Source organism: Patescibacteria group bacterium (assembly GCA_041665345.1).
In the GTDB taxonomy this organism is placed as follows: domain Bacteria; phylum Patescibacteriota; class Patescibacteriia; order PEXW01; family PEXW01; genus JBAYJA01.
Genome location: JBAYJA010000003.1, coordinates 68,000 through 87,514, shown reverse-complemented (window position 1 = coordinate 87,514; position 19,515 = coordinate 68,000). Strand labels below are relative to the sequence as shown.

At 51.1% G+C, this 19,515-nt stretch carries 14 protein-coding genes, 1 tRNA gene and 1 pseudogene; 7 read left to right on the top strand and 9 right to left on the bottom strand.

All coding sequences use genetic code 11. The annotated features are described in order from the left end of the window. Positions 1-362 precede the first annotated feature (362 nt). Positions 363-1,007: a hypothetical protein gene (locus WCV85_05175; protein ID MFA6474245.1), complete on the top strand. Its 645-nt coding sequence runs from the start codon at positions 363-365 to the stop codon at positions 1,005-1,007. Between the two features lie 570 nt (positions 1,008-1,577). On the opposite strand, the gene WCV85_05170 is transcribed toward WCV85_05175, so the two are convergent. The 6 genes from WCV85_05170 to WCV85_05145 form a co-directional block, all read right to left on the bottom strand. Then, a complete protein-coding gene (locus tag WCV85_05170; protein ID MFA6474244.1) occupies positions 1,578-3,407 on the bottom strand; it encodes a VanW family protein in 1,830 nt (609 codons plus the stop codon). Beyond that, the gene (locus tag WCV85_05165) at positions 3,404-3,622 is read right to left on the bottom strand and encodes a hypothetical protein (GenBank protein ID MFA6474243.1); all 219 of its coding nucleotides are present in this window, start codon (positions 3,620-3,622) and stop codon (positions 3,404-3,406) included. Before WCV85_05165 ends, WCV85_05170 begins: the two co-directional genes overlap by 4 nt. Positions 3,623-3,708: 86 nt before the next feature. After that, the gene (locus WCV85_05160) at positions 3,709-4,128 is read right to left on the bottom strand and encodes an Hsp20/alpha crystallin family protein (GenBank protein ID MFA6474242.1); all 420 of its coding nucleotides are present in this window, start codon (positions 4,126-4,128) and stop codon (positions 3,709-3,711) included. A gap of 100 nt (positions 4,129-4,228) precedes the next feature. Then, positions 4,229-4,612: a hypothetical protein gene (locus WCV85_05155; protein ID MFA6474241.1), complete on the bottom strand. Its 384-nt coding sequence runs from the start codon at positions 4,610-4,612 to the stop codon at positions 4,229-4,231. 677 nt (positions 4,613-5,289) lie between these two features. Further along, positions 5,290-6,987 carry a polysaccharide deacetylase family protein gene (locus tag WCV85_05150; protein MFA6474240.1) on the bottom strand — a complete coding sequence of 566 codons (1,698 nt, stop codon included), beginning with the start codon at positions 6,985-6,987 and terminating at the stop codon, positions 5,290-5,292. Between the two features lie 41 nt (positions 6,988-7,028). Further along, complete coding sequence (locus WCV85_05145) at positions 7,029-9,494, bottom strand: NEW3 domain-containing protein (GenBank protein ID MFA6474239.1); 2,466 nt, start codon at positions 9,492-9,494, stop codon at positions 7,029-7,031. 745 nt (positions 9,495-10,239) lie between these two features. Between WCV85_05145 and WCV85_05140 the strand changes: the two are divergent. Next, positions 10,240-10,941 (top strand): annotated as a pseudogene (locus WCV85_05140) (chitosanase). Positions 10,942-10,998: 57 nt separating this feature from the next. Here the strand turns inward: WCV85_05140 and WCV85_05135 are convergent. After that, complete coding sequence (locus WCV85_05135) at positions 10,999-13,374, bottom strand: glycosyltransferase (protein ID MFA6474238.1); 2,376 nt, start codon at positions 13,372-13,374, stop codon at positions 10,999-11,001. 272 nt (positions 13,375-13,646) lie between these two features. On the opposite strand from WCV85_05135, the gene WCV85_05130 reads away from it, so the two are divergent. The 3 genes from WCV85_05130 to WCV85_05120 all read left to right on the top strand — a co-directional run bounded on the left by WCV85_05130 (position 13,647) and on the right by WCV85_05120 (position 15,598). Beyond that, complete coding sequence (locus WCV85_05130) at positions 13,647-14,006, top strand: helix-turn-helix transcriptional regulator (protein MFA6474237.1); 360 nt, start codon at positions 13,647-13,649, stop codon at positions 14,004-14,006. A gap of 9 nt (positions 14,007-14,015) precedes the next feature. Beyond that, complete coding sequence (locus WCV85_05125) at positions 14,016-15,383, top strand: permease prefix domain 1-containing protein (GenBank protein ID MFA6474236.1); 1,368 nt, start codon at positions 14,016-14,018, stop codon at positions 15,381-15,383. Between the two features lie 140 nt (positions 15,384-15,523). Continuing rightward, positions 15,524-15,598 (top strand) — tRNA-Glu (locus WCV85_05120). 1,494 nt (positions 15,599-17,092) lie between these two features. Here the strand turns inward: WCV85_05120 and WCV85_05115 are convergent. Together WCV85_05115 and WCV85_05110 are read right to left on the bottom strand one after the other, a co-directional pair. After that, positions 17,093-17,284, bottom strand: a complete 192-nt coding sequence (locus tag WCV85_05115) for a hypothetical protein (protein ID MFA6474235.1) — start codon at positions 17,282-17,284, stop codon at positions 17,093-17,095. Beyond that, positions 17,271-17,453: a hypothetical protein gene (locus WCV85_05110; protein ID MFA6474234.1), complete on the bottom strand. Its 183-nt coding sequence runs from the start codon at positions 17,451-17,453 to the stop codon at positions 17,271-17,273. Before WCV85_05110 ends, WCV85_05115 begins: the two co-directional genes overlap by 14 nt. A 1,297-nt stretch (positions 17,454-18,750) precedes the next feature. Between WCV85_05110 and WCV85_05105 the strand changes: the two genes are divergently transcribed. Next, positions 18,751-19,191, top strand: a complete 441-nt coding sequence (locus tag WCV85_05105; protein MFA6474233.1) for a hypothetical protein — start codon at positions 18,751-18,753, stop codon at positions 19,189-19,191. 11 nt (positions 19,192-19,202) lie between these two features. Beyond that, positions 19,203-19,454 carry a hypothetical protein gene (locus WCV85_05100; GenBank protein ID MFA6474232.1) on the top strand — a complete coding sequence of 84 codons (252 nt, stop codon included), beginning with the start codon at positions 19,203-19,205 and terminating at the stop codon, positions 19,452-19,454. Positions 19,455-19,515: the final 61 nt, after the last annotated feature.

The following is a 19,515-nucleotide window of genomic DNA, read 5'->3' as shown; positions in this document are numbered from 1 at the left end:
CTTAGCCAAATTCGCTCCCCAGGCCTTGACAGGATTTGCACCCAGTGCTAAGGTCACACGTTCTGAAAGAGGTGTTTTGCGTGTACAGCAGTGCTGTTCCCAAACGCACCACCTTGATAAACCAGCTAGCCATTTGCACCCCGATACAACCCCGGCAGGAGCAACCTGCAGCCACGACAAGCATGGGGGTTGTAGCGCGGTGGACACGGATTTTTTCTGCGTCCTACCACGTTACAATCTTCTTGGCTGCAGATTCCTCTTGCCCTCGGCTGCAGATGGGTAGCTGATTTTTGTTATTATTAGATTGAAGGGAAATAAACCGTAACCTAACAACGCACGTTACACTACACAAGGAGGTAAACGTGGTTCAAGACATTATCCGGTTAATCCTCGATTTCTTCGTTGCCACGAAATCCTGGATCATTACGGACATCGATTGGGGGACATTATTTCTTCTGTGCCTCGCAGCGACTGGTGGTTTACGCTACCTCGCTGCCAAGTACACGAAGAACTTTAATGCTGCTGAACTCCAGGAAAAGTGGTGGGGGAAAGCTGCTATTAAAGTCCATGAGGGGCGTAACCGCGTCCTTCGCTGGGGACTAACTGCATCATCCGTATTCTTGGCCTTCGCATTCATAACGGTCGGCAGTCAGAGAAATGGCGCAGTTGCCGATGCTGGATCTGGATTAACAAACCTTGAATCTGGACAGTACGAAATCATGATGAACTGCGGAGAAGAGACTGGCAAAACCGTTCTCTACTGTAGACAGCTACATCTAGATGAGGCAGAGCAAGTCGCACAGAAACCCGAAGGTTCAGTCTTCAAAGCGGGTGAGATGGAAATAGCAACAGGCACATCTTTGCAGCCTGGAGCATTCATTGAAATCTCCCTTTCACAGGGAAAAACCTGGATCAGCGGCTTGAGCGAGAATCAGGCGCAGGCGAGACTTGAGCAGAACGATAATATGTACCAGTCACTGAAACGTTCACTCGCAACTATGTTCTAGAACCAGTGATAACCTACTTCCCGAGCACACGGATCGTGCCCGACGACGAACCTCCCTTCCCCAAATTGTTCCTACCAAAAAGCCAGACGCTTCGGACGCCTGGTTTTTTCTTACCTACTTTTTTACGTACACAAGCTTATGTAGCGGGGGTTTGGGTATGACGAGCATGGTTGAAGGATAGAGGTGTGGATGCTTGTTAGGGTGGAGGTCTTGGGTTTGGTGAAAAAATGCAGAGCACCCTTCTTCCATACCCTATACCATAACGAGCATCCATACCCTTGCCTGACCCGCATCCCCCTCTTCCATCCACCATCGAAAACCTAACCTTAATCCTTCCCTCCCTTTGTCATTCTGAGTCTGACGAAGAATCTCCGAGGTTCATCCATAGTCTGGAGATCCTTCATATGATTCAGGATGACAGAAAAATAAAACGTTTGCCGCGTTACGACTCCGTACTACAATACCTGCCTCGTCGGCCACACCCCGCCAAAGGCGAGACTTCACAATTACAGAATGGCACGAGCCTTCAAGACCTCTACAGCTCTATGGCTTTACAGCTTTACGACTTCCTCACGCTGCTTGCTCAGCTGCAACTTCCTCAGCAGTGGCGCCAACCAACCAGACTTCCTGCCAGGCACGGTACTTACTGGTGAAGACTTTGGTGGTGGTCTTCCCATCTTTGGTCACCGTATAGGTAAACTCCGCTGACCCGCCGTTGTGCGCCCGCTCCAGACGCTTCTTCTGCCCCACGGCCATGTCTGTGGTCTTAATGTACTTCACCGCTGGTGGCTTGGTGACATTGAAAAGCTTGGGCGTAGAGGAGTGCGCCACGCGGCCATCTTTGGTACCGTAGAAGTCAAAGATGAGATCGTCTTTCACCACCCGAGTTTGGAGGAGCAAGGCTGTGGCGTAGTCGTTTGTGAATCGGAAATCTGGACTGGGATCGTAAATGGTAGCGTCCATGCCCACGGGCGGCTCGTAGTAGCTCACCCGGTAGCTGTGGTTCCGCCGTTCCAAGACGGGCAGGCCGGAATTGAGAATCAAACGGAACATGGTGGTACCAACCTGACAGAGACCGCCGCCAACTTCTGGGATGGTCCGATTACCTTTAATGACCAACTCTGGGAAGTACCCGTTGCTAAGTTCGATGGGGGACAGCGCTTTCACCAATGAAAATTCCTCGCCGGACTGAATCAGCAATCCATTCAGTAACCTCACCGCGTTGGCAATGTTCTTCCGGCGATTGGTAGGACTGCCGGCGAAATTCGTTTTCCCGGTCGCCACCAGCTCAGTAATGCCCAGCTCCGCTGCGCTGTCTGCCGCTGACTGCGGTTGGACAGTCGTCACTACAGCAACCGCAACACTTGCGTCTTTCCCAATGACCTGAGTGTTCAGCGCAGCCACCGTTGCCGCGTCATCAAGCTGCTTCCCAATTTTCCCGGCAGCAAACTCAGTAACTTTTCCTCCGCTGATCTGGAAACGCGCATCCTGGGCTTCCACATCGGTCTTCGCCCGAATGCTGTCTAGGGTTTTCTGTAACTTCGCTTCGGTAAACGCCAATGTGAACGACCCGCGCTTGGTACCAGGAATCACGTCCAGACCCCCAGCCACGGCTGCCGCGTTCAACGTTACCGCCTCACCATCCGGTACCTGCAAGGTTACCGGCGCACGGTCAACAATCTCTTGCGCATCATCAAAAAACTTTTCCACATCTGCAACCTTCACCTTCGCCACATCTTCACCTTCCACCAGAGTCACCGCTGGCTCGGCCAAGGCTTTCCAGACACGAACTACTTCGATGGCTGCTGGCTCGTACTGCAACGCTTTGCCGGCTTGCTCGGGTTTGGTTTGAAACGTACCGCCAACGTACTGCAGGTGTGCATCCTGTGCTGGATTGTCTTTCGCGCCGTACTGCTTGTGCAAGGCATCAGCAATGTAGGTTGGATCTGCTTCCATGGCTGGGTCAACATGTTTGCGGAAGAGCATGGCGCGCCAGGCCTGCAACGTGCTGCGTACCACGCCGAAGTTTCGACCATAGGCAAACGCCCCGTCCACACTGGCTTCCACATTCACATCCACCAGTGGGGGAGCCACGTCGCTGGCCGTAATCGCTTGCTGCGTCGCCAGGTTCGTGGTCTTCCCATCAATGGTTACTTTCACGCCTTTGTCGTACAGCACATCCATCCGAACATTCAGCAACTCTGTTGCTTCGGCCACGGTCTTCCCGCCCACGGGCATATTCCCAATCCACACTCCAGGGACAATGGTCTTGGCATAGAGTTTGGGCACGGCCACCAGGACAGCAACCAGGAGCACCAGCAACCCTAATGCAAACCAGCCATCTGGTCCACGGACTTTCTTGGCCTGCTTGCGCACGTGGTGAAGGAAATTCCGCTTCATGCCGGTGGATGGCTTTGGAGAATCGTGTTCAGGGCTTTGCGAGAAACCTCAGCGTGATCATGCGCTGGCACGTTGACGACGGTCACGGTGATGTCCACCACCGAAGCCACCCTGCTGCCAATGGGCAGCTGCCGGGTTTGCCACTGCAGCACTTGGCCGTCATCGCAGTGGATGGTAGCCAGGCCGCCGTCAATTTTTTCAATCACTCCACGCATAAAAAGTAAGGGATTGGAGCTAACAAAAAACGGTGGGAAACGCCCACCGCACAGACTCTTGCCGCGCGTGCGGACGAAAAGGGACGTTACTCGTCCTCACTCTTCACTTTCAAAACCTGGGTCTTGGCGGTTTTGACTTTGGGGATGGTAATGGTCAGGACACCATTCTTCATGCTGGCATCAGCTTTCTCGCTCAGCACATCCACCGGCAGCACAATGGACCGGGAAAACCCGCCCCAGTAGCACTCCTGGGTGAAGTACTGCTCGTCATCTACCTGCTGGTCATTGTGCCGTACGCCGCGGATGGTCACCAGGTCATTACTCACCGCCACATCCAGGTCTTCCGAACGCACTCCAGCCACCGTGGACTGAATGACAATGCTGTCTGGGGTTTGAAAAACGTCGACTGCCAGTTGGCCGTCGTACCGCTCTTCCAGCCAGTCTTTCTGTGGGACAGCATTTCCCTCCGCCACCGCCACATTTTTGGTTTGCACTTTCTTTGGCATGGTGCATGTACTATACCAACTTTTGACCGGATACGCAACAACCCCTGGAATAAAAAAGTCCGCAGTACGTATACTGCGGGCTGAAAGAACATAATTCAGTTTAATATGTCTCGGTTACCTGCAACTCGTTTTCCAGTAAACCAAGAATGTTCAAGACGTGGTTAAGAATGCTGGAAGGGACTTGAATGTAATAAGAACCCAAAATTCTTGTCTGCCCCTTGATCATCGATGGGCATCTGTGTCGTATTCCCTCCGCATCATTGTACTCGCTATACTGAAATACAGTCATTACCTGCACCTCAATGGTATACGTCCCATGGGTCTCATCAAGCTTCGCCGAAAGAATAGATACGCACTTTAAGGGAATTTCATTCTTTAAACTTGAAAATAACCGTGAGGCATCACTACTTGCATAATCATGCAGGCCATGCAATTGTGCCGCAGTAACCCCAATGAGTTTTAGGATGATAAATTTGTTAAACACTGTTACCTCCGTACTGCCTTTCGAGCACTGCTCGCTGCAGTTGTTTATGTTATACCCCTGGCACTGCCAGGGTGTGGGTTTCAGAACACCTTACGCCGGTAGGGTGTAGTCGTCAAGAGGAAAACCTTCAGCCCGAATAAGATAGGGAAGGGTATGCCAAACGTGTTCTTCTTGCGCTCCTGGTTCTTTGCACCTTAGTCTTCCCCATCAGGGTTACCTCCCCCTCCCCCCTCCTTCAAAAGGAGGGGAGGAGTTTGCGGTTCATTACAGACCAAGTCTGTTTGTATCTGTCCTCCCCTTTCCAAGGGGGCCAGCAGGCGGGTGCGACCCATCGGAAGCACCCCGGGGTTAGGAGGGGTAACCCTTACTGGCCCAAAGTCTGTACTACAAAAATCTAGATTGCTTCAAATCAAGCCAAATTTTCACAGACCCCTCCCTCCCCATCCCAAACCTCCACCCTCCAACCTAACGAGCCTCCACACCTCTACCTCCCGTTCAATAATCCCTGGTCGAGCTGCGGGACCTCACACCGCGGGGCGTAACTCCTTTCTTTTCATAATTTCCGGCGGAGCCGGATCCGGCTTCGCCGGACGTATTTTCGTATCTTTATTTCGTAATTCGTAATGTACCAAAAACCCGACCATGTGGCCGGGTTCGTGGGAAAATTGTTGCAACAATTACGGATTCATCAAGGCTCGACCTTGCGCTTGGGTCACTACCTGAATCCCGCTGGCAGTAATCGCGTTGACGATATTCTGCAGCATTGCTGGGGTGTTGTAGTACACACCCGTGTCTGGCCCGGGGGTGTTGGTCTGCTCGTGCAATTCCAGCATCAGCCAGGTCTTGTTGGCTTTGGCTTGGTTAATCCAGCCCTGCACATCCGCCAGCGTGGTGGTGGACTCAACGTGCTTGTCCAGCAAGGCAAACTTGTTGGAGCCCGGGAAGTTGTACCCATCGCTCACGCTCCGGGCGCTGGTGAAGCCTGCGTCTTGCACCATCTGCCGAATGGCGGCATTGTGCACGCCATAAGGGTACACAAAGCTCGTTGCTGTAATGCCGCGCGCTGCCAGGTCTGCTTTGGAACCGACAATTTCTGCCTGCGCCTGTGCCAAAGTCAGCGAGGCCAGATCAGCATGCGTACGGGTGTGTGCGCCAATTTCGTGACCGTCAGCTTGGAGCTGCTGCACCTGGGTCCAGGTCATGTACCCATCTGAACCAATGCCAACACTTGGATCTGTAATAGCGAAGAAGCTAGCCTTGATACCAGCGGCATTAAGAATTGGCCGAGCCACCGTGTAGTGATCCAAAATTGTGTCGTCGAAGTCCAGGGTGATCATCCCGTTGGCAAAGTTCAGCGCACCAGAGGTGATATCCATGGCAACGTAGTTATCAATAGTCAACGTCCCCACGCTCACCAGGGATTGGAAAACGGTGAAGGAGTCCGAACCAGCCGGGGAGGTGAACTGGCTGTTGAAGGTCGTCCAGGCAGCGCTGGCTGCAGGGTCACCCAACCAGGCGTAAGTGTACGAACCATCAGTCATGTGAAACTCAATGGACACGTTCGTCGCCACGTTTGCAGCGTAGTCAAAGGCGATCGTGTACGTCTTCCCACCGGAGGTGGCCACGGGGTTGAACACCCACTTGGCATCACCGGAGGTGTAGCTGGTCACCTGCACTTTTGCGCCGTTGCCGGTCTTCCCTGCCACGGGATACGTGAAGACTGGCGTGAGCGTACCCCAGTATCCCGTCGTCCACGATAGCGGCTGAGAAGGCGTGCCAGGCGTTAGGCTTTCCAAATCGCCGTTCGCAATCAAGTTTGGGGTTGTTGGGGTTGTGACGTGCAGGCTGAAGGAGTACGCATCTACATCCAAAGTACCTGTGCGCCGAAGCACTTGGCGCAAGGACATGGAGGTCACACCCGCGGGGATGGTGACGACTTTGGTGAATGTCTTCCAGGCATTTGTTCCGGACACGGTTCCCAGGGAGACCGTGGATGAAACACCGCCGGCGCGTTTGTAGACTGCCAAGACTGTGCTGGAAACGCCGGACTTGGAGGAAACGGACAGATCATACTGCAGCCCTGCGGTCACAGGAAAGTTGGCAGACGCCCAGCCAATATCACCGGATTTATACGTGGTCACGGTAATCCGCGCTGCCTTCGCCCCGTCAAAGGCTGGGGTAGCGGGGTAAGTAAAGGTCGCCCGATTCCGTGAGGAGCCATTCACCTTGGACCACGAGGTTGGGCTGGTGGTTCCCGTCTCAAAGGATGGGTTGAGTACGAGGTTCACACCCGCAGCCACCGCTGCCGATGGGCGCAGTGGGAGCACGGCAATGGTAAGTGCGAGCACGGAGAGCACAGCGAGGACTTTCTTCATACGGTAACGGTTAGGCGAACTGAGATGGAAAAGGGAAAGAATTACTTGACTTCCTCAACTTCCGGGTTTTTGCGTCGGGAGTCGTGGAGGGCGACAAAGCCAAAGCTGAGCAAGAGCATGCCCAGGCCAAAGATGCCGTAGTCAGATGCTGAGGCACCTGTCGCTGCCAGTTCGCCCTTCACTTGCGGCACTGCGATGCGCAGGGTTGCCGTGGCAGTAATAGGATCTACAGCTGTGGCAGACACCTTCGCGGTGTTGGGGTATGTACCAGCTTTCACGCCCGAACCAATTTTCACCAACGCGGTTACGGTTTGGCTAGCTCCCGCAGCGATGCTGGCGAAGGTCCAAGTCTTGGTGATTTTCCCACCATCCAAGAACGTAAAGCCAGTTGGGAGCGTGTCTGTAATAACCACGTTGGCAACCTTGAGCGTGCCCGTGTTCTTCACCACCATGGTGTACGTCACCACCTGTCCAGGATTTGCCATGGTCGCACTCACGGTTTTGGTCAGCGTCAATGTTGGTTTGAGAGTTGGGGTAATCGATGGGGTTTGCTCACCCAAGACTGCTGGCACGCGGACTTCAACGGCAGAGGTTGCGGTCACCGTGCTGGTGTTACTGCCTTTGGCCGTCGCCGTGTTGGTAAAGCTGCCCGCCTTCTGGCTGGCGCTTACCGTCACTGTGTAGGTCGTGGTCACAGACGCACCAGGCGCAATGTTCCCCAGGGCAAAGGTCTTGGTGGTACCACCCGTGGTGTAGGTGAAACCACTGGGCAAGACGTCCGTCAGCACAACTGCATTGGCGCTATCCGTCGCGCTCGCTGCGTTCGTAACCACAACGGTATACGTGACCGCTGCACCAGGATTCACAAAACTGGCAGCGGAGTGCGTTTTGGTAATAGACAAGCTTGGTGCGGAAGTAACCGTGGTCGTGACAGTGTCTGACACTGGTTCAGTTTGATCTGTATCCAAGGTCGCAACGTTCGTCAGTACTGTGCCATTGGCCAGGGGGCTGTTCACTTTCACCGTGACGGACACCGTGCCGCTGGTACCAGGCGCTTGCGTGCCCAGGTTCCAGGTAACCGTGCTGCCACTCAGCGCGCCGCTGTTGTCTGCAGAGACAAAGCTGGTGTTGGCTGGCAGGGGATCGGTAATGGTCACATTGGTTGCCGCAGGTGCGCCCGTAACCGTCCAGTTGATGGTGTAGGTCGCATTGGCACCTGCAGCGGCCGTGGCGGGACCTTGCTTGTCGATAGTTGTGGAAAGATTCTTCGTATTCGTATACGTGCAGGTGTACGTGACGCCAGTTGCCACGGCAAAGCTCACTTCCTCGTTCTGCGCAACTTGCACTGTACCCCGGCCATCCACACAACTGACGCTGGTGAAGTGGAAACCAGACTTCTGGTCTTCCTTCACCGTCACGGTCGTACCAGGTGTCGCGTACTGCGTGCCACCCGTAGCAAAATTTTGGTTGCCGTTGTTCAGATCCCACGTCCAGTTTGTGGCACCCACAACATCTTCAGCATCCAGTACGTCGCCGTCGCCATTCATGTCCACATTCTTCAGCACGGTTATGCGAGCCTGCTCTTGGTTGCCAAAGTCGCAAACCAGGTTGTACGGGTCTTCGGGTGCAGCTGGAGAGCAGGTGTCGCCTTGCTGCGGGTCGAGAATAGAGACTGTGTGGCAGCCGTTCGCAGTACCGGGGAAAGTTTGGTTCCAACCTGCAACTGTAGTTTCGCACACACGGTACGTGCCGTAGGGCAGATCTTCAAAATGATACCATCCATAATCATCTATAGCGTTGTACTCGTTTGGACCATGCACATTCGTCGTGGAGGCAGTCTGCTCACCAGCATCGAGGACGCCATTGCTGTTGGTATCTAAGAAAACCTGCCAGCCGCCAATTTGCGCTGGAGCAACTTCATCCCACTGGCCATTCCCATTCAGGTCATTCCACTTTTGGCCGTTAATGGAGGCCGTATCTATTGTATTAATAAAAATGCAGCTAATTGCATCTGTGTTCACCGGAATTCCGGTTACCGCGAACGCCGCTGGATCAACCGTTCCCACTGGTGCGCCGGCCGCATTGGTGCAGCGTGCATCTGCGAAGTGGAAACCAGTGGAGTAGCCAGACTCCTGCAGCGAGTAGGTTCCGTTGTACACATCGAAGGTCAGGAAACCGGTGTCGGTGGTGGTTTGGGTTTGCGTTGCCGCAAGGGCGTCCTCCACCGTAAAATCCCAGCCGCTCAAAATTGGATCCGCGGTAGTGCCGTTGATATCAACCACGCCATCACCATTTGTGTCAAACTGCTTCTGGACGCTAATGGTGCCGTCAAGTGTGGCAGCGCTGGCTGTCAGGGGACGAATAACGGAGCTGAGCATGCCCAGGTTGGAGATGGTCACAGTGATGACCAACACATGGAGACCTTTTTTCAGATTCTGCAAAAAGGCGCGGCGCTGAATAGCGCGGCGATTCCGAAAGAGAGATACCCGACTGTAGATGCGTTGCATAGGCTTGTAACGTTACCAAAGAGAAGTGCCCACGAAAATGTAAGGGGGGATTTTTGGCTGAATTTTAGTGTTGGTGCCTGCTTCTGTATTTCGGCTAGTAATGCTTTTTATCATTTTTGTGAACCGCTGTCAATTTAAAACTTATCCCTTGACAGTATGAGTTAAATATGTTAAAAAGTGACATTTTTCACACTTTCCATGGCCGACTTTTGCCGCACTTCGTAACGGGAAAGGACGCACTTTGCAAACGGAAAAGCTCAACGCAAGTTGGGCTAATCTGGACAGGAGGACAAAAATGCGCTATACTGTGTATTCTATGACAAAAAGACACGCATTCTCAGTGGTGCTCCTCTTTAGCATAGTCGTGCTCGCAGTCACCATCGGGGTCGCCATTGCGGCCCAGCAAGAAGAAGCCCCAACCGTGGCCGTGTCCACGAATGAGGAGGTTTTGGTAAATGCGTATGAGATACCATACGTCGACGGGATGGTAGAAGGCGAAATGGTCAATTCCGCCGTGCTTGTGGTTCCCGAAATGATGAATGTGAATGCTACAGCGGACGTACAAACCAATACCGCGGCCGCACAACCAACGACGGCGAAGCAGGCGACGAAGAAGGCCGTGCCGGTGAAGAAGAAAACCCCGGTGAAGAAAAATACGAACGTGACGAAGCCAACGAATACATCGGCGAACACGAACACCGCTGTCAATACGAATAGCGCGCCGGCACCCACTTCCACTGCAGACTTGTTTGACGCAGCCAAAAAAGAGATCACCATGCAGCTGGTTTCCAGCGCAGAGAACTCGACGCTGAACTGGAAGGCGCAGTACGGCTACATTGAAGATATTGGCGATAGCCGGGGCTACACCGGTGGCATCATTGGCTTCACCTCTGGCACGCATGACATGTTACAAATGGTGCAGTACTACGCACAAATTGCGCCCGGCAATATTTTACAGAAGTACATTCCTGCCTTACAGCAGGTTGATGGCTCCAGTTCGCATAGCGGCCTGGGTACGGCCTACGTGAATGACTGGAAGACAGCAGCCGCTGATCCAAAATTCCAAGAAGCGCAGAACCACGAACGTGACGTGGTGTACTTCAACCCGGCAGTGAACCAAGCCAAAGCTGATGGCCTGCGCGCTTTGGGGCAGTTCATCTACTACGATGCCATGGTTATGCACGGCCCGGGGAATGATTCCGTGAGCTTCGGCGGTATCCGCGCGACGGCCTTGAAGAAAGCGAAGAGCCCCGCGCAGGGTGGCAATGAAACCACCTACCTCCACGCATTTTTGGATGCCCGCAAAGCAGCCATGCTTACCGAAGCCGCGCATGATGACACCAGCCGAGTGGACACGGCGCAGCGAGTGTTCTTGAACGCCGGCAATCTTGACTTGAACACACCCCTCAGCTGGAAAACCTACGGAGACAGTTACACCATCAAATAATAATTTCAGGGTAGCAACGGCAAAAACCACCAGCACCGAAAGGTGCGGGCGGTTTTTTTATGTCTCGTGGTGAATGCTATCGACTGACACTTTCACCTTTGCTTCCTGCAGAAGCTGCAAGTGGTAGGTGTGCACGTCACCCCGCTTCCGCACTTTATTCCAATTTGGTGCGGCACCTTCAATTGCTTTAATCACGCTGCGCGCCACCACCAGGAAAATGAGAACGCGGTAGAAAATGCGTTGCACGGGGAGCAGGAGTAGTAGCCAACGCCGTCTATTCTCTTGCCAGAAGGCCAACGCGGCATAGGTAAAATCCACGCCCACAAAAATGAGGTAGAGCAAGAAGGTGGAACGACCAAAGCCGGTCACCAGCGCCAGGATGAGCAAGATATCCATGAGCGGGATGAGCAACGGCAGCACCACCGTAAAGAAAAAAGTGTTTGGCAGCACAGCCCAGCCCAACGCCGGCCGACGGAAACTAAACGTGTAGCGCTTGTACTTCCACAGGCACTGGACCGTGCCAAAAATCCAGCGGAACCGCTGCTTGGCAAAGTCTTTGACATGGTACGGCGTCTCGCTGTACGCCCGGGCCTGGGGTTCGTACACTACCCGGTGGCCGGCAGCCAGCAGCGCCAGGGTAAGGTCTTGGTCTTCCACCAACGTATCAACACTGTACCCGCCTGCCGCCAGCACGAAAGATTTTCGCCAAGCCCCAACCGGACCCGGCACAATTCCCACGGCATTAATGGTATTGAAGCCTTGCTTATCCATGTTTTGGGAAATGACGTACTCCGCCGCTTGGAAGAGATTGAGGATATTTCGTGACCGCGTGGTGCACACTTTCCCCGCCACCGCGCCCACATTAGGATCACGAAAATGCTGCACCATGTTGGTAATTGTCTCCCGATCAAAAATCGTGTCACCATCCAAGGTGACCACAACGTCACTCTGCGCCCGCGCAAAACCATAATTCAGCGCTTGCGCTTTTCCGCCATTCTCAATGGTCAGCAGTTGCAAACGCTTGGGGTGTTGCTTCACCAACTGCTGCACAATTTTCTCCGTGTTATCTTTGGAACCGTCATTGATCACCAGTACCTGGATATTCCTATACGTATTCCGGAGGACGCTTTTCACCGTCGCGCCAATATTCTCTTCCTCGTTGTACGCCGGAATGATAACCGATACCAATCCTTTCCACTGCTCGTGCTTGGCCTTCGCTTTCCACACGGCGTACCCGCGGAGGAGCAAAGCGAAGAACAGCCGAATGGCTACCAGGAGTAGCACGCTCTTCACAATCCACACAATGCCCGTGGCAAAGTACGGTGCAATCCACATGTACAGCCGGGTTGCTTGGGTGAAGAGAAAAACGTCATTCAGCTTACTGGGGGGTAGGGGTTGGTAGGTGGTCTCCTCCAGTGCCTGCACAATGGCCAAGCGGGTAGGGAGGTTCACTTGGCCACTTGTGTCTCCCACGTTACGTTGGCCTTGCCACGTTGCCACTGCACGCTGCGTTGAAGGCCCGTAGACGCCGCCCTGGTCAACAATGGGAAAGCCGGTCATGATCAAAAATTCTTGCAAGGCAGTCACCGAGCCCTGCGTCTTCGCATCCACGGCGCCCAGTTTCAAGTCATGGGTGATAACCATTTTCTTTGCCGCATCCAGGCCCAGCAGGTCGGACGCCGTGGCGAAGGTATACCCCCGCTTTCGTAATTCTTTAATCATCCCAGGCAAAGCTTCCACGGTGTGGTGCTCGCTGCTCCCATCATGGAGGAGGATAATGTGGCCGCCGTTCTCCAGCTGCTTCACCAAATCCTCCACAATGTCTTTGGATGACGTTGCCAGCCAGTCTTTGGGATCAACATCTGCGCCCACGACCACGTACCCATCTTGCACGGCCCAAGCAAGTTCTGGGCGTGACCCCGGAAATGTCGTGGTGGGGTCGCTGCCAATGTCCAGGAGAAAAGGTGGGCGATACAAACGAATGGGTTGGCCGGTCACCGACTCAATCATTGTCGCGGCTAGGTTGAGCTCCAGCCGCAGCCGCCAGGGCGCAGCGTGGACCGACGGGGCGTGCGTGAAGCTGTGATTCCCAATTTCAAAACCCCGCTCTGCAACCTGCTTCACCAAATCTGGATACCGCAGCGCACGCGAGCCAATGAAGAAAAAAGTGGCAGGTACTTTTTCTTTCTCCAGCACGTCCATGATTGCCTCGGTGCGGCCAGGAAACGGGCCATCGTCAAAAGTTAACGCCAGGACCTTTGAAGATCCTACGTTGTTGTAGTAGTAGTTGATATTAATTTGGGCGGGCGGGCGCGAAGCGGAGAGCAGTCCGTAGGAAAAAAAGGTTGTGGTGACCACGGCACTTGCCAAGACAACAACTACCATTCCACGAAAAATCAGCTTCCGAAGGCGTCCGGAACTGTAGAAAATCATATTGGATCGAAACGAGCAAAAAACGTTTGGGCATGGCCTGATATCTTGCCTATTTTTAGCGGATTTGTCAAATTGGAATCACTCAATTGTGAACAGCTGCTGGTAAGGGTTATGGCTTGCAACAAGTGGGGGATGCAGATCAGAAAAGCCTTTTCCGTCGTAGCAAAAACAGAGATTCAATTCCATTACCCCGGTTTTGTGGGTCTTTACATACATAGATGTGCTATGTATAGTGGAATCACGTTTGATTACCTAACGCATCTTGGGAACGTATGGAGATTAACAAAGACCTGATTGCCGCCTCTTCTACCCCAATTGTCCTTGCCACTTTGGTACAGCAGGAGAATTACGGCTACGCAATCCTCAAACAGGTGCAGGAAGCTTCTGCCCGCCAAATCACCTGGACCGACGGCATGCTCTACCCCGTCCTGCATCGCCTGGAGCGGCTGGGATTTATTGAAGGGCAGTGGAAAGCCGCGGAGAATGGACGGAAGCGGAAGTACTACCGCATCACCGCCAGTGGTAAAACGCAGCTGGCGGAAGAACTTGAGCAGTGGCGGGCAGTTGAAGCGACAATTCGGGGAATCGGTTCCACGCTGCTCCAATCATTTCACCCTGCAGCCGTAGTCTAAGCAACGCATATGCCAACACCCCAGACCGAACAGCTTGAGGAGCAAATCAATCAGTGGCGAAACTTCCTCCAGCGCCACCAAGTTATCCAGGCAACCGACGTGGCCGAACTGGAAGACCATCTGCGCGAGCACATCACCGGGCTGACCGATGCCGGCTTAGCTGCGGATGAAGCGTTTCTGATTGCCGTCAAGCGGATGGGGAATCTGGATGCACTGTCCAAAGAATTCGCCCGGGAGCATTCGGATCGGCTGTGGAAGCAGCTCGTGCTCACTTCTCCGGATGCAGAGCACTCCAAGCGGGGGAGCCGCAGAGAAACAGCCGTCGCTTTTGGCTTGGCGATAGTCGCGGGCTTACTGGTGAAGCTTCCGACGATCTTCGGCCTGGATATTGAGCATGATGAAAGTTTCTACATGCGGAATATCAGCTTCTTCGTCCTGCCCATCTTGGCTGCCTACTTCATCTGGAAGCGGGGCGTCTCTCGTCAGACGATCATTCCCGCGGCTATTGGGTTTGTCATTGGTGCGATAGGTGCGAACGCCTACCCTTTCCTGGCCGGCGGCTCCACCGAAGCTCTCACCAGCTTGCACGTGCCCATTGCAATGTGGCTCATTGTGGGTCTGGCCTATGCCGGAAAACGCTGGCGTGACGTTGCCGGCCGCATGGACTTCATCCGCTACACAGGCGAGCTGCTCATTTACTACGTGCTCATTGCCTTGGGTGGCGGCGTGCTCACTGGCTTTCTCTTTGCGATTTTTCAGTCAATCGGTTTCAATGTAGAGCCAATTGTTGGCACCTGGATTATCCCGTGCGGTGCAGCGGGAGCGGTTATCATTGGCTCGTGGTTGGTGGAAGCGAAGCAGAGTGTGATTGAAAACATGGCGCCAGTGTTAACCCGGCTGTTCACGCCCCTCTTCGCCATCGTCTTGGTGGTGTTCCTGGTCACCATCGTGGTGTCAGGCCATGGCATAGACGTTGACCGCAACATCCTCATTGCCTTCGATTTGCTCTTAGTGGTCGTCCTTGGCTTGCTGGTCTACTCCATCTCCGCCCGCGCCCCGCTGGCCCCTCGCAACGCCTTTGATGTCTTGCAAGTGGTCCTGCTGGTGAGCGCCCTCTTGGCCGATGCAGTGGCACTGTGGGCAATTGCCTCGCGCATCTCTGAATTCGGCTTTAGCCCAAACCGGGTTGCGGCCTTGGGCGAAAATTTTATCTTGCTCGTCAATCTTGCGTGGTCAACCGTGCTGTACGTGCGTTTCCTCCGCGGGCGGGGGACGTTCGCGCACATTGAGCGATGGCAAACGAACTACATACCGGTCTATGCAGCCTGGGCTTCCCTTGTCATCTTCCTCTTCCCACCACTCTTCGGGTTCAAGTAAAGAGGGAGGCGGGGTTTAATGCTCGTTCGAAGACGCGCAAGCCTAAATGCAGAAAACTTTTCGCCGGGGGTAAGTAACCCATCAAGTCCTAGGCAAAACCCTTGACCGCAGGTATTATTCGTTATAGGTTGCTGTATCACGGCCCTATCGTCTAACGGTTAGGACATCGGCTTTTCAAGCCGGTAATCGGGGTTCGATTCCCCGTGGGGCTACCAAGCTAGATTTATTCCCGTCAAACATCCTATTCATCTCGTAGATTGGGGACAATTTGGCGTTTCCAAACCTCTTCCCATTAAATTGGAGCTTATCTTGAAAAACAAGTTTCTGGAATTGTAATCGCCCAGCATAATCGGCCTCGCGCCAGGTTTTTGCTGTGTTTCGAACAAAGCTAAAACAGGCGTCTAAAGTTTTCTCCATGTCTAAGCCCTCATACTGCTTTTCATTCAGCTGCTGGTATTTATTCGCTATTTGTAAATTGACGGCATTTTTTTGTTCACTAAACTCGTCATCAGTTAGCTTGCCTTGACGCATCATGGTAAATACACGATCTCTCTCAGCCTCAAGTCGTGTAAGCTCTAATCTCGCTTTCTGATTTTGTGAGCTAATGTTTTTGTAGTTATTTTGCCAAATATCGATAACTATTGCCTTAAACCATTTTTCGTATTTTAGGCTTGGCGTAATTGACTCCAAATACTCTACGAACTCTTGTTCAAAAGATTCGCGAGGGATGCTCTTGGCTTTAGAACAACTTTTTTTGTAATGATGATAATAGGAATATCGTTGACTGGCACGCCCTGTAGAAGTACTTCCTGTAAAACTCGTGCCGCACTCTTCGCACACTACAACTCCTCTAAGCGGATACATGGGGTTATTTGCCGATCGAGGTGCCGCGTGGCCTTTTAAGTTCTTGCTGTTTGGCTGACAACTTAAGTAAAGCTCTTCACTAATCAATGGCGGGAAACTACCTTTGTGTTCTTCACCAAACGCCTCTATGTGACCGTAATAAATTGGATTGCGTAGTATCTTCTCAATCAGCTGAGCGCGTGGGCGCTTGCCATACCTCGTGCGCATTCCAGCCGTGTCCATTAAATTAGCAATTGCCTTATACGTGTATATGCCTTTTGCGTACAAATTGAAGATTTGTTTTATATGTGGCGCAGTTAATTCATCCGGCGAGATATTTTTTACCCCGCCCACACGTTTATATCCAAGCGGCGCAGACCAAACCCAAGCCCCTTGTCGAATTCTTTCAAGCATTCCTCCCCGTGTTCGTTCAGTACGAACATTGTTATCAAACTCTGCAAAAACTGAAAGCATACCTTCCATCGCTTTTCCTATTGGCGAATCATTGATCGGTTCAGTTGCCGACTTCAGCTCAGCGCCATACTTTTTTAACAATGCCCGAACAGTCACATGGTCTTCTTGATTTCGAGCAAAGCGGTCAAGTTTGTAAACAACAAAATACCCAATGTTATTTTTTTGGATGCCACAAAATTGGATTGCCTTATTAAACTCTGTCCGATCTGCACTCTTTGCGGATTCACCTTGTTCAATAAAAACTTTAACAACTTCAATATGGTTTCGAAGGCAATACTCCCCACAGGCCTTTTCCTGAGATTCAAGGCTGGTGTTATCTACCTGATCTTTTGAGGAAACACGAACGTATATAACTCCTCGTTTGATATTTTGTTCTTTAGTAGTCATCGCATTTATATATTAGCGTCTTCTTTAAAAGTTGGCATTACCCAAGTGGGATTTTTGGAAACACCCCCTTGTTTTTGAGTGGATTCAAAAGCCAGAGTGGCTAGTTCATACATAGAATCACGAAGATGAACAATTTCCTCATCAGAAAGTTCAGAAAGGCTTGGCTCAATTTGTCTACACTGTTTAATCGTCAACATGGTATTCTGGCCAGCGATATGTTTCGTAAAGATATTGGCTGATAATTTGATCTGCTAAGGCCATCATTGGCATTCCTTCGCGAGCGGCAAAAATCTTCAACCCTTTATGGTTACCTTTTGCAACCCTGATCTGCTTTGTCTGGTTTGCTTCTTGTCGCTTAGTTGACATATTACCCACCGGATTAGTTACTTAAGGCACCTTCCCTCTCCCCAGTCTGCCGCCGGTGATAGTAGTCTTATAGTATTTACTGCTAGTACTATGAGACTGCTTATCATCACCGTTTGGCGAGCTGGTCTAGAGGCGTAGCTCACAATCTTCAAAGGATTTATTTACTGTCGCCCTTTGAGCACTGTGAGTGTGCTCCTCGCGACATTTTGATTATGCACGCGCTAACTTATCCCCAGCTTTTTGGACATAATTAAATGGGAAACAAAAAAAGCCCATTATGGGCCAATTCAGCTTTACTTAAAATTAGTGAAGTTTTTTTCTTACTCTTTCATAACACCTTTGGCTGCAAAAAAGCAGTTGTTCGCCACTTAATACGTGGCTTTTGAGTAAAGGGGAAAACACCCCACAACAACTACAACTACCAACAAAGCTTTTGTCATCTTTTTTCCTTCCTCTTCTGAGTGCGTTAGAACCCATTTGGCAATGCCGGTTCTCTGTCCTTGTACATCGTTCATATATTTTCGTCCGTATCAAAAGTTTGCCACAACGAGGACATGCTGTGTTACATGTGTGACTATTTATCTTGCGAAGATATATAAGTTTTTTTAATTTGTACTTCTTTTTAAGATAACGGATTAAAATCGGGAAATATCTATCGATGCAATTGTTTATGAATTGTACTGACCTCGCCTTTTCTAAAGGAAGTATACCGTTTTTCGTCTTTGAAAGAATCGATCGAAGATACTTAAACGCAATTTCGGAGAGTTCTCTAAGCGTAGTTTCTGACAAATGGTATTTATTGATTAAATGATTTGCAAAGTCCTCTGATGTCTCAGTCAGTGGTTTTATTTTAAAAACCTTTTTTGGGAGAATGTTTTTTTCTACTAAAGTTTCATAGCCCGAATACGCTCTGTTTGCATTAAAGAACGCTGCGACTTCCATTCCAACTGACATAATGCTATGAAACTTATCATCATTTATACACGACTTGATTTGATGGAGATACGTTTTATTCGCATTCAAAAATCCACTACGTAGAACATCAAAATCCACGGTCTTTTTTCTTCGTAACCACCGATAATACGCCTTTGAAAGACTCGGATTATCCTTTACATTTATCATTTTTTCGAGTAAAATTGATATGTTTCACTCTAATTATCAAGCAATTGAAGTATAAATACTAGCAATTTAATTTTATCGCCTAAACCTTAGCTTTGCTAGGGCATGGCAACAAAACCGTTCAGAGTATAAAGCTCCTCGTCCAGAGCACTCTGAACGGTCATGCTCCGAAAGGGGTATGGGTGGCCGAAAGGTCATCGCTGGCGGGGGGCTTTGTGCTTTCTACCAGATAAAACCGTTCAGAGATATGGATTGGAATATAATTGCAAACTTTTTCATAATTTCAATAACTGGAGTTTTAGGATATTTACTCCTATGGCGTAGCCATGTAAAGAAAAAGGAAACTCAAGAAACTTTGGCCACATTGCTAATTGGTGGCAGTATAATTTGGCAATATGGTAGCACTGGCTTAACACTCGGCGTCATTTACGTAACAGCATTTTGGTTAATCGGAAGCCTTCACAATAAGAAATTAACATATTTCTGGAAATCAGCAGCGTCTGAAAATGTTGATGGTCGCGCAATCTCAACTTACTATCACGGATGGATAACAATTTTTGGTTTAGCAATCCCATGTTTTTGGTTATTTATGGGTTTAATATATAAGTTATTTTCTTAGTTTGAATCATTATGAAAAAAAGTGTTAAAAAATCTAGAAGACCTAGTACAAACTGGGGCCAAAGGTTTACTAAAGCGCTGAATCGTGGCATCCAAGAAAGCATAAAGGATGATGGGGACGACCCTACAATGAGATCCCTTAGAGATTTAGCAACCGAAGAACTAAAAGCTCAAAGAACTAAACGAAAGGGTAAAAAAGGATTATCTTGGAAAGGCTGGGGAAAAAAGCGGGGAGATGTTAAGGCGGCCATTATAGGAATCTAGGCTAGCGCGAATATAATACAGCAATCATCACAGATAATTGTTTTAAGCGTATAATTAGAAT